This window comes from Streptomyces sp. NPDC028991, from assembly GCF_055564775.1.
In genome coordinates this window covers 1-13,863 of the sequence record NZ_JBVHVP010000010.1, presented here as the reverse complement: position 1 = coordinate 13,863, position 13,863 = coordinate 1, and the positions used below count along the sequence as shown (strand labels likewise).

Below are 13,863 nucleotides of genomic sequence, written 5' to 3'. Positions count from 1 at the left end.
ACGACGCTGTGGCCGGGACGGCTGCTCGGCGAACGTAAGAGGACTGGTCTAGTCAGGTCAATGCGTGTGCGGTGGACAACCTGTGTTCATCGGCCCCGCTCGACCTCGCGGACCCACCGGTACACCAACTCCGGCCGCCCCACCTGCCCGTACAGCGGGCTTCGTCCCGCCCGCCCCGCGTCCACCAGATGTTCCAGGTAACGCCGGGCCGTGATCCGGGAGATGCCCACGGCCTCGGCCACCCCGGCCGCCGTGAGCCCTTCCTCGGTGCCGCGCAGCGCGCCCGTCACCCGCTCCAGCGTCGGCCCGCTCAGCCCTTTCGGGAGGGCGGCAGGGCCGGGAGCCCGCAGTGTGGCCAGTGCCCGGTCCACCTCGTCCTGGCCGCTCGCCTCCCCGGCGGCGCCCCGGAACTCGGCGTACCGCACCAGCCGGTCCCGCAGGGTGGCGAAGGTGAACGGCTTCAGCACGTACTGGACGACACCCAGCGAGACTCCCTCCCGCACGACCGTCAGGTCCCGCGCCGACGTCACCGCTATCACGTCGGTGTGATGCCCCGCCGCCCGCAGCGAACGGGCCAGCTGCAGCCCGTGCACGTCCGGGAGATGCAGGTCGAGCAGGAGCAGATCCACCGGCGTACGGTCGAGCACGCGCCGGGCCTCCGCCCCCGTGTGCGCCTTGCCGACGGCCGTGAACCCCGGCACCCGGCCGACGTACATCACGTGCGCGTCGGCGGCGACGGGGTCATCCTCGACGACCAGGACACGGATCGGCTGCGGGGCGGTGCTCATACGGCGCCCCCGAACTCGTGTCTGCCCGCCAGGGCATCCGGGGCCGGCACGTGACCCCCGGGGTCGTCCAGCGGCAGCCGGGCCTCGAAACGGGCGCCGCCGCCCTCGGCCTCCGTCACGGTCAGGGTGCCGCCGTGCCGCTGCACTGCCTGACTGACCAGCGCCAGCCCCAGACCACGGCCGCCCTCACCGGCCGGCTTCGTCGAGAAACCCCGTTGGAAGACCAGGTCGGCATGGGCGGGATCGACCCCGGCACCCGTGTCCGACACCCGCAGCACCAGCTCGGAGCCACCCGCCGCCGGGTCCGCACCGGAGACGTCCTCGCCCCCGGCCGTCCGCCGTCCGCCCATCGCCTCCGTGTACGCCGCCACCGTCACCCGCGAGGGCACCCCGCCCTGGGCCGCGTCCACCGCGTTGTCCACCAGGTTGCCCAGGATCGTGACCAGGTCCCGGGCGGGCAGAGACGGCGGCAGCAGCCCGTCGTCCAGTCGGCTGTCCCGCGACACCACCAGCTCCACTCCACGCTCGTTGGCCTGTGCCGTCTTGCCCAGCAGCAGCGCGGCCAGCACGGGCTCGCCGACCGCCGCAACCACCTGGTCGGTGAGCGCCTGCGCCAGTTCCAGCTCGGCCGTCGCGAAGTCCACGGCCTCCTCCGCGCGCCCCAGCTCGATCAGCGAGACGACCGTGTGCAGCCGGTTGGCCGCCTCGTGCGCCTGCGAGCGCAACGCCTGCGTGAAGCCGCGCTCCGAGTTCAGCTCGCCCGTCAGCGACTGCAGCTCGGTCACGTCGCGCAGCGTCACCACCGTGCCCCGGCGCTCGCCGCCGGAGACCGGCGAGGTGTTCACCACCAGCACCCGCTCCGCCGCCAGGTGCACCTCGTCCACCCGCGGCTCCGAGGCCAGCAGCGCCCCCGTCAGCTGCGCCGGCAGCCCCAGGTCCGCGACGGAGGCGCCCACCACGTCACCCGTCACACCGAGCAGCTCCCGTCCGCCGTCGTTGATCAGCGCGACCCGGTACTGTCCGTCCAGCATCAGCAGTCCCTCGCGCACCGCGTGCAGCGCCGCCTGATGGTAGTCGTGCATCCGGCTCAGCTCGTCCGCGTTCATCCCGTGCGTGTGCCGGCGCAGCCGCGCGTTGACCACGTACGTGCCGACCGCACCGAGCAGCAGCGCACCGGCGGCCACCCCGAGCAGGGCCGTCAGCTGGTCCTGCGCCCGCTTACTGATCTCCTCGACCTTGATTCCCGCGCTGACCAGGCCGACCACCCGCCCGGCGTCCTCCACGGGCGTCACCGCCCGCACCGACGGCCCCAGCGTGCCCGTGTAGGTCTCGGTGAACGTCTCGCCCCGCTGCGCGCGCTCGATGTGACCGCGGAAGGGATGGCCGATTTGCTTCGGGTCCGGGTGGGTCCAGCGGATGCCCTGCGGATTCATGATCGTCACGAAGTCCACGCCGGTGTCCCGCATGACCCGCACCGCGTACGGCTGGAGCCGCGCCGTCGGGTCGGGCGTGCGGATCGCCTCCAGCACGGACGGCGAGTCGGCGATCGCCAGCGACACCGACCTGGCCTGCCGCCCGGCCGCCTCCTGGGCCTGCTGCCGGTCGCTGACGTAGGTGAACAGCGCGTACCCGGCGACGACGACCGCTATGAGCACGGCCTGCATGGCGAAGAGCTGACCGGCCAGGCTGCGGGGTCTCGGGACGCGGAGGGGCATGTCGCCAGTCTCCCTCTTGGCTGATTGTGAACTAAATGAACGCAAGGGTGACCGCGCTCACAGCCCGGGAGATAGTCACCGCATCCCCGAAACAAACCCCCGGACGTGAGCCGCACGCCGGTGATGCCGACGACGTCGTCAAGGAGGGCCGCCGTGACCAGCAAAGCCGCTACGGCAGCTGCCGCACCCAAAGCCAAGCGGGACCGCACGCACTATCTCTACATCGCGGTGATCATCGCGGTCGCCCTCGGTATCGCCGTCGGTCTTGCCGCCCCCGACTTCGCGACCGAGCTGAAGCCGCTGGGCAGCGGCTTCGTGAGCCTGATCAAGATGATGATCTCGCCGATCATCTTCTGCACGATCGTGCTGGGCATCGGCTCGGTGCGCAAGGCCGCCAAGGTCGGCGCCGTCGGCGGTATCGCCCTGGGCTACTTCCTGGTGATGTCGCTGGTGGCCCTCGCCATCGGCCTGGTCGTCGGCAACATCCTCGACCCGGGTACGGGCCTCGCGGTCACCGACGCCGTCAAGGAGACCGGTCAGGCGCAGGTCGACGCGGAGGCCAAGGGCACCGTCGAGTTCCTCCTGGGCATCATCCCGACCACGATCGTCTCCGCGTTCACCGCGGGCGAGGTCCTGCAGACCCTGCTGATCGCCCTGCTCTGCGGATTCGCCCTGCAGGCCATGGGCTCCGCCGGGCAGCCCGTCCTGCGCGGCATCGAGCACATCCAGCGACTCGTCTTCCGCGTCCTGGCGATGATCATGTGGGCCGCCCCGGTCGGTGCCTTCGGCGCCATCGCCGCGGTCACCGGCTCGGCCGGCGTCGACGCGCTCAAGAGCCTGGCCGTGCTGATGCTCGGCTTCTACGTCACCTGCTTCCTCTTCGTCTTCCTGGTGCTGGGCGCGCTGCTGCGGATCATCGCCGGCGTCAACGTCTTCTCGCTCTTCAAGTACCTGGGCCGCGAGTTCCTGCTGATTCTCTCCACCTCCTCGTCGGAGTCGGCGCTGCCGCGCCTCATCGCGAAGATGGAGCACATGGGCGTCAGCAAGCCGGTGGTCGGCATCACGGTCCCGACCGGCTACTCCTTCAACCTCGACGGCACCATGATCTACATGACCATGGCCTCGCTGTACATCGCCGACGCCATGGGTACGCCGATGTCGATCGGTGAGCAGATCCCGCTGCTGCTCTTCCTGCTGGTGGCCTCGAAGGGCGCGGCCGGTGTCTCCGGTGCCGGGCTCGCCACGCTGGCCGGCGGGCTGTCCTCGCACAAGCCCGCCCTGGTGGACGGCATCGGCCTCATCGTCGGCATCGACCGCTTCATGAGTGAGGCCCGCGCCCTGACCAACTTCGCGGGCAACGCCATCGCCACGGTCCTGATCGGCACCTGGACCAAGGAGATCGACAAGTCCCGGGTGGACGAGGTGCTCGCCGGGCACGCACCGTTCGACGAGAAGACCCTCCTCGACGACCACGACGGCGCCGACGAGGCGGACGGCACCCCGGAGGTGCCCGAGCAGGGCGGCGAGAAGGAGCTGGCCAGGGCCTGAGGCCCGCGCCACGCCCACCCACTCCGGGCGGCTGAGGTGCTCCCCCCGCTTGCTCGGCCGCCCGGTTCCCCCTCTCCCTGCCTCCCCCGTCCCCACCCCCGTCCCCACCCCCCGTCCCCGCCCCGGCCCCTCTCCGGTGCTTTGCCCCGCGCCTTCCGGCGCGGGGCTTCTTGCCTTGACGTCCGCGTCAAGGCCTACGTTCGTGTCCATGCGAATCGGCGAGCTGGCCGCACGGGCCGGGACCACGACGCGGACGCTGCGGTACTACGAGTCGCGGGGGCTGCTGTCCGCGCGGCGCACCGGCAACGGCTACCGGACGTACGACGAGGACGACCTGAAGCTGCTGCGGCAGATCAGGACGCTCCAGGACTTCGGGTTCGACCTGGAGGAGACCCGCCCGTTCGTGGAGTGCCTGCGCGCCGGGCACCCCGAGGGCGACTCCTGCCCGGCCTCCCTCGTGGTCTACCGGCGCAAGCTGGCGGAGCTGGACGCCCTGATCGAGCAACTGACGTCGGTGCGGGAACAGGTCGGTGCGCAGCTGGCGCGGGCCGAGGCGGCGGTTCCGGGGGGTCCGGAGCCGAAGTGCGAACTGGGAGGGCACGTATGACGGGCATCGGGGTCACCGAGGTGACGGACGCGGAGTTCGGTACGCAGGTGCTGGGCAGCGAGCTGCCGGTGCTGGTGGAGTTCACCGCGGACTGGTGCCCGCCGTGCCGGCAGATGGCTCCGGTACTCAGCGCCCTGGCCGAGGAGGAGGGCGACCGGCTCCGGGTGGTGCAGCTGAACGTCGACCGGAACCCGGCGACCACGAACGCGTACAAGGTGCTGTCCATGCCGACGTTCATGGTGTTCCGCGGCGGGGAGCCGGTGAAGTCGATGGTGGGCTCCCGGCCCAAGCGGCGGCTGCTGGCGGAGCTGGCCGACGTGCTCTGACCCGCGCGTCCCACGAGAAATCCCCCGAGCAATTGCGCTCGGGGGATTGCTTTGCGTATATTCGTTGATTCGCGCCTTCAAATCAATGAGGACACGAAGAAGTTCATGGGCAGAGTATATCCGGGCGGGAGTGGAATTGTCAAACACCGAATTTCCGGACGATGAATTGCGGCACGAGCAGGAATTCATCGACGGGCTGTACGCACGGGTGGACGCGCTGCGCGGCGACACCGAGGTCTCGGTCACGGACGCGCTCGCGCAGGGCAGCACCCCCATGCAGGCCCGCCTGGAGCGGGACATCCTGGTCGCCGAGCGCTCCGGGCTGCTCGCCGCCCTCGACGCGGTGGACGGCTCCCTCTGTTTCGGCCGGATCGACCTCACCTCCGGTGCCGGCCACCACATCGGCCGCATAGGGCTCCGCGCCGACGACGCCGAACGCACCCCGGTCCTGATCGACTGGCGGGCCGAGGTCGCCCGCCCCTTCTACCTGGCCACCGGCCACACCCCGATGGGCCTGCGCCGCCGCCGGCACATCGCGAGCGAGGGCCGCAGGGTCACCGCCCTGCACGACGAGTTCCTCGACGTCGGCGACGAGACGCGCACCGGCCACGAGGACCCGTCCGGCGACGCCGTGCTGCTCGCCGCGCTGAACTCGGCCCGCACCGGCCGCATGGGCGACATCGTGCAGACCATCCAGGCCGACCAGGACCGCATCATCCGCGCCCCGCACCGCGGCGTCATGGTCGTCGAGGGCGGCCCCGGCACCGGCAAGACGGCCGTCGCCCTGCACCGCGCCGCCTACCTGCTCTACGAGCACCGCGAACTGCTCGCCAAGCGCGCGGTCCTCATCGTCGGCCCCAACCCCGCCTTCCTCGGCTACATCGGCGAGGTGCTGCCCTCGCTCGGCGAGACCGGCGTGCTCCTCGCCACCGTCGGCGAGCTGTTCCCCGGCGTGAAGGCCACGGCGACGGACACGCCCGGGGCGGCGGCGGTGAAGGGCCGGGCCGGCATGGCGGAGGTCCTCGCCGAGGTGGTCCGCGACCGGCAGGCGCTGCCCGACCCGGTCATCGCGATCGAGCACGACCGCGAGATCCTCATGCTGGACGACGACCTGGCCAACGTCGCCCGCGAGCGCACCCGGGCCGCGAAGCTGCCGCACAACGCGGCCCGCGAGCACTTCGAGGGCCACATCCTCAACACCCTCACCGACATGGTCGCCGAACGCATCGGCACCGACCCCTACGACGGCACCAACCTCCTCGACCCCAGCGACATCACCCAGATCCGCGACGAACTCGCCGAGAACCCCGAGGTCTGGTCGGCCATCGACCGGCTGTGGCCCCGGCTGACGCCGCAGCGCCTGGTCGCCGACTTCCTCGCCGCCCCCGAGGCCTTCGTCCCCGCCGAGGACGCCGCAGCCGTCCGACGCCCGGTGACCCGGCGCTGGACCGTCGCCGACGTACCCCTCCTCGACGAGGCCGCCGAGCTGCTCGGCGAGGACGACCGGATCGCCCGCTCCCGTGCCGAACGCGAGCGGGAACAGCAGATCGCCTACGCGCAGGGCGTGCTCGACGTGTCGTACGCGTCCCGGACCTACGAGTTCGAGGACAAGGACGAGGAGGACGCGGAGGTGCTGTCGGCGCACGACATCATCGACGCCGAGCGGTTCGCCGAACGCCAGGAGGAGGACGACCACCGCAGCGCCGCCGAGCGCGCCGCGGCCGACCGCACCTGGGCGTTCGGGCACATCATCGTGGACGAGGCGCAGGAGCTGTCCCCGATGGCGTGGCGGCTGCTGATGCGCCGTTGCCCGACCCGTTCGATGACCCTGGTCGGCGACCCGGCGCAGACCGCGGAGGCGGCCGGCGTCGGCTCCTGGTCGAAGATCCTCGCGCCGTACGTCGAGGACCGCTGGGAGCACACCCGCCTGGGCGTCAACTACCGGACCCCGGCCGAGATCATGGACCTGGCGGCGGCCGTCGTCCGCGCCGAGGACCCCGCCTTCGCCCCGCCGAGTTCGGTTCGGTCCACGGGCGTACGGCCCTGGATCCGCGCCACCGGCGACCTCCCGGCCGCCGTCGCCGAGGCCGCCCGGGAGCTGGCCCCCGAGGACGGCCGCCTCGCCGTCATCGCCCCGCGCGAGCTGCACCAGGCGCTCGCCGCCCGGCTGGACGGGGTGACGGCGGGCGCCGAGCCGGACCTCACGCGCGGCGTCGTCCTGCTCGACCCGCGCCAGTCCAAGGGCCTGGAGTTCGACTCCGTGCTGGTCGTCGAACCCGGCCGCTACGGCACGAGCGACCTGTACGTGGCCCTCACCCGGGCCACCCAGCGGCTCGGCGTGCTGCACACCGGGCCGCTGCCCAAGGGTCTGGTGGACGGGTGAGGCGAACGGCCCGCTAGGCCGGGCGCAGCCACACCGTGGACAGGGGCGGCAGGGTCAGCCGGATGCTCGCCGGCCGGCCGTGCCACCCCTGCGGTTCCGGCTTGACCGGGCCGGGGTTGCCCACGTCGCCGCCCCCGTACCGTGCGGCGTCGGTGTTGAGCACCTCGTGCCAGGCGGGGACGTCGTCGGGGACGCCGAGGCGGTAGTCGGGGCGGACGACCGGGGCAAAGTTCGACACCGCGAGCAGCGGGGTGCCGTCGGCGTCCAGCCGCAGGAACGCGAGGACGTTGTCCTCGGCGGCGTCCCCGACCACCCAGGCGAACCCGGAGGGGTGGGTGTCGAGCCGCCACAGCGCGGGCGTGCCCCGGTAGACGGTGTTCAGGTCCCGCACCAGATCGCGCATGCCCCGGTGGTCCGCCGCCGCCCCGTACTCCGGGTCGAGCAGCCACCAGTCGGGACCGTGCGCCTCGGACCACTCCGCGCCCTGCGCGAACTCCTGCCCCATGAAGAGCAGCTGCTTGCCGGGGTGGGCCCACATGTAGCCCAGGTACGCCCGCTCGTTCGCGCGCTGCTGCCACCAGTCGCCGGGCATCTTCGACACCAGCGACCTCTTGCCGTGCACCACCTCGTCGTGGGATATCGGCAGCACGTAGTTCTCGCTGTACGCGTACACCATGGAGAAGGTCATCTCGCCGTGGTGGTATTTGCGGTGCACCGGCTCGTGGCTCATGTACTGGAGCGAGTCGTGCATCCAGCCCATGTTCCACTTCAGCCCGAACCCGAGCCCGCCGAAGCCGCTCGGCCCCTGGTGGTGCGTGGCCCGCGTGACCCCGTCCCAGGCCGTCGACTCCTCCGCGACGGTCACCACCCCCGGAACCCGCCGGTACACCGTCGCGTTCATCTCCTGAAGAAACGCCACCGCGTCCAGGTTCTCCCGGCCGCCGTGCTCGTTCGGCGTCCACTGGCCCGGCTCGCGCGAGTAGTCCAGGTAGAGCATCGAGGCGACCGCGTCGACCCGCAGCCCGTCGATGTGGAACTCCTCGCACCAGTACACGGCGTTGGCGACGAGGAAGTTGCGCACCTCCCGGCGGCCGAAGTCGAACTCCAGCGTTCCCCAGTCCGGGTGCGCGGCCCGCAGCGGGTCGGAGTGCTCGTACAGCGGACGGCCGTCGAACTCGGCCAGCGCCCAGTCGTCGCGCGGGAAGTGGGCCGGCACCCAGTCCATCAGGACGCCGATGCCGGCCTGGTGCAGCCGGTCGACCAGGTACTTGAAGTCGTCGGGGTCACCGAGGCGGGCGGTGGGCGCGTAGAAGCCGGTGACCTGGTAGCCCCAGGAGCCCCCGAAGGGGTGCTCGGCGACCGGCATCAGCTCGACGTGCGTGAAGCCCAGGTCCGCGACGTACGAGGGGAGCTGGTCGGCCAGTTGCCGGTACGTCAGGCCGGGACGCCAGGAGGGCAGGTGGACCTCGTAGACCGACATCGGCGCCTCGTGCGCGGGCGCGACGGCGCGGCGGGCCAGCCACTGCTCGTCACCCCACGTGTAGTCCGAGGTGTGCACGACGGACGAGGTGGCGGGCGGGACCTCCGTACGGCGGGCCAGCGGGTCCGCGCGGAACGTGCGCGAGCCGTCGGGCCGGGTGATCTCGAACTTGTACAGCTCGCCCGCGCCGATGCCGGGCAGGAACAGCTCCCACACGCCGGTGCCGCCCAGTGACCGCATCGGGTGACCGGTGCCGTCCCAGAAGTTGAAGCCGCCGGCCACCCGGACCCCGCGCGCGTTCGGCGCCCACACCGTGAAGCGGGTGCCCGCGACGCCCTCGTGGGCCGCCGGATGCGCGCCGAGCGCCTGCCAGAGCTGCTCGTGCCGGCCCTCGCCGATCAGGTGCAGGTCCAGGTCGCCCAGCGTGGGCAGGAAGCGGTACGGGTCCTCGGTCTCCTGGACCGTCCCCTCGTACGTCACCAGGAGCCGGTGTACGGGAACCTCCTGGAGCGGCAGCAGCCCGGAGAAGAACCCGTCCCCGTCGTCGTGCAGCTCGACCCGCAGCTCCCCGGACAGGACGGTCACCGCCAGGGCGTACGGCCGGAACACCCGGAAGGCGACCCCGCCGGGTACCCGGTGGGCGCCGAGCACGGAGTGGGGGTCGTGGTGCGTGCCGGCGAGCAGCCGCTCCCGGTCGGCGGCGTCCATGGCCGGGGACACGGCGACCTCGACCGGCACCGCCCCCTTCACGGCCTTCCCGGCGGCCGGTTTCCCGGCGGACGCCTTCCTGGCCTTCGCCTTCCCGGCCGTCGTCGTCTCGGCCACTGCCTTCCCGGCCGCCGTCTTCCTGCGCGCTGCCTTCGTGACCACCGCCTTCTCGGCCGCCGTCTTCTTCGCGGCCGCCTTCTTGGCAGTGGCCGCCTTCTTGGCAGTGGCGGTCTTCTTCGGGGCCGTCTTCTTCGTGGTCGTCTTCTTGGCCACCGCCTTCTGAGACGGCGCCGCCTTCTCCGCGGCGCTCTTCTCCTCGGCCGTCTTCTTCGGGTCGGGACCGCTGGACGAGGGGCGGGGGGTCACGGGTGGAGCCTCCTGGGCGAAGTGGGGTCGGGGGCGGGCGTCATGCCGGTTCGGGCGTGGACAGGCGGCGCACCGCGGACAGGGGCACCGCCAGCCAGTCGGGACGGTGCCGGGCCTCGTACAGGACCTCGTACACCGCCTTGTCCGTCTCGTGGGCGCGGAGCATCACCGGGTCGGTGCGCGGGTCGGCGCCGGCGACCTCCGCGTACCCGGTGCAGTACGCGGCCCGGCAGGACCCGGCCCAGCCCGGCACCGGGGCGTCGGCCGAGTGCGCGGCGTAGTCGAAGGAGCGCAGCATCCCGGCGACGTCCCGCACCGGCGGCTGCGGCAGCCGCCGCTCGGCCAGGGGTTTGGCGGGCTCTCCCTCGAAGTCGATCAGCGACCACCGGCCGGAGGGCGAGCGCAGGCACTGGCCGAGGTGCAGGTCACCGTGGACACGCTGGGCGGTCCAGGTGCGGCCCTCGGCGGCCAGGTCGCCCAACGCCGTGAACGCCGTACGCAGTGCGGGCGCGTACGGCCGGAGCAGGGGCACGGCGTGGGCGGCCTCCTCCAGCCGCTCGATCATGCCGTCGGCGAGCCGCTGGATCTGCCCGTGGCCGAGCGTGACGGTCGGCAGCGCGCGGGCCAGGGCGGTGTGCACCTCGGCGGTGGCCCGGCCCAGTGCCCGGGCCTCGGCGGCGAAGTCCTCGCCCTTGGCCAGTTCCCGCAGGACCAGCTCCCAGCCGTCGGTGGCGCCCTGCACATAGGGCTGGAGTACGCCCAGCACCCAGGACCGGCCCGCCAGGTCGGCCACCATCCATCCCGTCGGCGCCGGCACCCGGGGGCAGCCCTCGCGGGCCAGCGCCAGCGGCAGCTCCAGATCGGGGTTGACACCGGGTACGATCCGGCGCAACAACTTGAGAATGAACGTATCTCCATACACGACCGACGAGTTCGACTGCTCGGCGGTCATGAGCCGCGGCACCAGTCCCGTGCGTATCTCCTGGTCCGGTTCCCGCTCGAAACGAAGCCCGCCGATGCGGGCCCCGGTGCGCAGCGCCTCCAGGAGCACCTCGGCGGGCCGGGTGTCGTACAGGGCGTCGTAGGCGGTGCGGCCGGCCAGCGGGCCCTCGGTCACGTGTCCGATGAGCGCGGGCGCCAGCCGCGGCGGCAGCGCCTCGCGCGCGGCTATGAGGAGCTGGTAGCAGTCGCCGGGCTCCTCGGGCGCGCCCGTGGCCGCGAACCGCTGCTGGTGGGCGCGCACCAGCACGTGGTAGAGGCCGAGACGGGAGTCGGCCGGAAGCAGCTCCGTGGCGGCCACCAGCGAGAATCCGGTGACCGGGCGTCCCTTGCCCGCGAACCAGCGTTGCCGGGGCAGCCAGTCCCGCAGCAGTGGATCAAGTGACGCCAGAAGGCCTGACGGGCTCGTGACGGTGCGTGTGACGGCTTCCGACATGGCGTCGCGTCCTTTCCCCGGGTCGTCGGGGTGTTACTGATGCGTGCCCCGGGCGGGACGGCAGAAACCGCCCCGCGCCGGGGTTCGGGCCGGTGAGGCCTAAACGGCGTCCTTGCGGAGCCGGAACCAGTAGAAGCCGTGTCCCCCGAGGGTCAGCAGGTACGGCAGTTCGCCGACCGCCGGGAAACGGACTCCGCCGAACAGCTCGACCGGATGGCGCCCCCCGAAGGCGCTCAGATCCAGCTCGGTGGGCTGCGCGAACCGGGAGAAGTTGTGGACGCACAGCACCAGGTCGTCCTCGTACTCGCGCAGGAAGGCGAGTACGGCGGGGTTGGAGGACGGCAGTTCGGTGTAGGTGCCCAGGCCGAAGGCGTGATTCTGCTTGCGGATCTCGATCATGCGGCGGGTCCAGTGCAGCAGGGAGGAGGGCGAGGCCATGGAGGCCTCGACGTTCGTCACCTGGTAGCCGTAGACCGGGTCCATGATCGTGGGCAGGAACAGCCGTCCCGGGTCGGACGACGAGAAGCCGGCGTTGCGGTCCGGCGTCCACTGCATCGGGGTGCGCACCGCGTCGCGGTCGCCGAGCCAGATGTTGTCGCCCATGCCGATCTCGTCGCCGTAGTACAGGATCGGCGAGCCGGGCAGGGAGAGCAGCAGCGCCGTGAACAGCTCGATCTGGTTGCGGTCGTTGTCGAGGAGCGGGGCCAGGCGCCTGCGGATGCCGATGTTGGCCCGCATGCGCGGATCCTTGGCGTACTCCGCGTACATGTAGTCGCGTTCCTCGTCGGTGACCATCTCCAGGGTCAGCTCGTCGTGGTTGCGCAGGAAGATGCCCCACTGGCAGCCGGACGGGATGGCCGGGGTCTTGGCGAGGATCTCGGAGACGGGGTAGCGGGACTCGCGGCGTACGGCCATGAAGATGCGGGGCATGACCGGGAAGTGGAACGCCATGTGGCACTCGTCGCCGCCCGCCGAGTAGTCGCCGAAGTAGTCGACGACGTCCTCCGGCCACTGGTTGGCCTCGGCCAGCACCACGGTGTCGGGATACTGCGCGTCGATCTCCTTGCGCACCCGCTTCAGGAAGGCGTGTGTGGCCGGGAGGTTCTCGCAGTTGGTGCCCTCCTCCTGGTAGAGGTAGGGCACCGCGTCCAGCCGGAACCCGTCGATGCCCAGGTCCAGCCAGAACTTCAGGGCGGAGATCATCTCCTCCTGCACGGCCGGGTTCTCGTAGTTCAGGTCCGGCTGGTGGGAGAAGAAGCGGTGCCAGTAGTACTGCTTGCGCACCGGGTCGTAGGTCCAGTTCGACGCCTCGGTGTCGACGAAGATGATCCGCGCGTCCTGGAACTGCTTGTCGTCGTCCGCCCAGACGTAGTAGTCGCCGTACGGGCCGTCGGGATCGCGGCGCGACTCCTGGAACCACGGGTGCTGGTCGCTGGTGTGGTTCATGACGAAGTCGATGATCACGCGCATGCCGCGCTGGTGGGCGGCGTCCACGAACTCGACGAAGTCGGCCAGGTCGCCGAACTCGGGCAGGACGGCGGTGTAGTCGGAGACGTCGTAGCCGCCGTCGCGCAGCGGCGACTTGAAGAAGGGCGGCAGCCACAGGCAGTCCACGCCCAGCCATTGCAGGTAGTCCAGCTTGGCGGTGAGGCCCTTGAGGTCACCTACGCCGTCGCCGTTGCTGTCCTGGAAGGAGCGGACGAGGACCTCGTAGAAGACGGCTCGTTTGAACCAGTCCGGGTCACGGTCCTTGGCCGGTGTGTCCTCGAAGGTGTCCGGCACGGGCTCGTTGACGATCATGTGGTGGGTGACCCTCCGATCTGCGGGTGGGACGGTCGCAGAACCGTGCAGACGTGCGCGGGCGTGACGCCCGGCTCCAGGCGCACATAGTTGGCCCTGCCCCAGTGGTAGGTCTCGCCGGTGAGCTCGTCGCGCACCGGCACCGACTCGTGCCAGTCCAGGCCGAGTTGCGGCATGTCCAACGAGACCGTCGCCTCCTGGGTGTGGTGGGGGTCGAGGTTGGCGACCACCAGAACCGTGTTCGACCCATGCCGCTTCGAGTAGGCGATCACCTCCTCCTTGTCCGTGGGATGGAAGTGCAGATCGCGCAGTTGGCGCAGGGCCGGGTTCTGGCGCCGGATGGTGTTGAGCTTGGTGATGAGGGGGGCGATGGTGGTGCCCTCGCGGGCGGCGGTGGCCCAGTCGCGGGGTTTGAGCTGGTACTTCTCGCTGTCGAGGTATTCCTCGCCGCCTTCGCGCAGGGGGGTGTTCTCGCAGAGTTCGTAGCCGCTGTAGATGCCCCAGGTGGGGGAGAGGGTGGCGGCGAGGACGGCGCGGACCTCGAAGGCGGGGCGGCCGCCGTGCTGGAGGTAGGCGTGCAGGATGTCGGGGGTGTTGGCGAAGAAGTTGGGCCGCATGTAGGCGGCGGCGTCCCCGGTCAGTTCGGTGAGGTACTCGGTCAGTTCCTGTTTGGTGTTGCGCCAGGTGAAGTAGGTGTAGGACTGCTG

Annotated in this window: 9 protein-coding genes and 1 pseudogene; 4 read left to right on the top strand and 6 right to left on the bottom strand. The window is 71.3% G+C overall.

Features of this window, described 5'->3' with window-relative positions; genetic code table 11:
* Nucleotides 1-86: 86 nt before the first annotated feature.
* A complete protein-coding gene (locus ACZ4V1_RS20585; RefSeq protein WP_468337970.1) occupies nucleotides 87-788 on the bottom strand; it encodes a response regulator in 702 nt (233 codons plus the stop codon).
* Nucleotides 785-2,503 carry a sensor histidine kinase gene (locus tag ACZ4V1_RS20580; protein WP_468337967.1) on the bottom strand — a complete coding sequence of 573 codons (1,719 nt, stop codon included), beginning with the start codon at nucleotides 2,501-2,503 and terminating at the stop codon, nucleotides 785-787. Before ACZ4V1_RS20580 ends, ACZ4V1_RS20585 begins: the two co-directional genes overlap by 4 nt.
* Before the next feature lie 153 nt (nucleotides 2,504-2,656).
* Between ACZ4V1_RS20580 and ACZ4V1_RS20575 the strand changes: the two genes are divergently transcribed.
* The 4 genes from ACZ4V1_RS20575 to ACZ4V1_RS20560 all read left to right on the top strand — a co-directional run bounded on the left by ACZ4V1_RS20575 (nucleotide 2,657) and on the right by ACZ4V1_RS20560 (nucleotide 7,367).
* Nucleotides 2,657-4,051, top strand: coding sequence for a cation:dicarboxylate symporter family transporter (locus tag ACZ4V1_RS20575; RefSeq protein WP_468337964.1), 1,395 nt, complete (start codon nucleotides 2,657-2,659; stop codon nucleotides 4,049-4,051).
* Nucleotides 4,052-4,259: 208 nt separating this feature from the next.
* Nucleotides 4,260-4,658 carry a MerR family transcriptional regulator gene (locus ACZ4V1_RS20570; RefSeq protein WP_468337962.1) on the top strand — a complete coding sequence of 133 codons (399 nt, stop codon included), beginning with the start codon at nucleotides 4,260-4,262 and terminating at the stop codon, nucleotides 4,656-4,658.
* Nucleotides 4,655-4,984, top strand: coding sequence for a thioredoxin family protein (locus ACZ4V1_RS20565; protein WP_468337959.1), 330 nt, complete (start codon nucleotides 4,655-4,657; stop codon nucleotides 4,982-4,984). The genes ACZ4V1_RS20570 and ACZ4V1_RS20565 overlap by 4 nt, the downstream gene beginning before the upstream one ends.
* Before the next feature lie 85 nt (nucleotides 4,985-5,069).
* Nucleotides 5,070-7,367, top strand: a complete 2,298-nt coding sequence (locus tag ACZ4V1_RS20560) for a HelD family protein (protein WP_468338536.1) — start codon at nucleotides 5,070-5,072, stop codon at nucleotides 7,365-7,367.
* 13 nt (nucleotides 7,368-7,380) lie between these two features.
* On the opposite strand, the gene glgB is transcribed toward ACZ4V1_RS20560, so the two are convergent.
* The 4 genes and pseudogenes from glgB to ACZ4V1_RS20540 form a co-directional block, all read right to left on the bottom strand.
* Nucleotides 7,381-9,921, bottom strand: a complete 2,541-nt coding sequence (gene glgB / locus ACZ4V1_RS20555) for a 1,4-alpha-glucan branching enzyme (protein ID WP_468337957.1) — start codon at nucleotides 9,919-9,921, stop codon at nucleotides 7,381-7,383.
* Between the two features lie 40 nt (nucleotides 9,922-9,961).
* A complete protein-coding gene (locus tag ACZ4V1_RS20550) occupies nucleotides 9,962-11,356 on the bottom strand; it encodes a maltokinase N-terminal cap-like domain-containing protein (RefSeq protein ID WP_468337954.1) in 1,395 nt (464 codons plus the stop codon).
* A 99-nt stretch (nucleotides 11,357-11,455) separates the two neighbouring features.
* Complete coding sequence (treS, locus tag ACZ4V1_RS20545; protein ID WP_468337951.1) at nucleotides 11,456-13,156, bottom strand: maltose alpha-D-glucosyltransferase; 1,701 nt, start codon at nucleotides 13,154-13,156, stop codon at nucleotides 11,456-11,458.
* Nucleotides 13,153-13,863: pseudogene (locus tag ACZ4V1_RS20540) on the bottom strand (alpha-1,4-glucan--maltose-1-phosphate maltosyltransferase); the annotation flags it as partial. The gene treS and the pseudogene ACZ4V1_RS20540, both read right to left, overlap by 4 nt.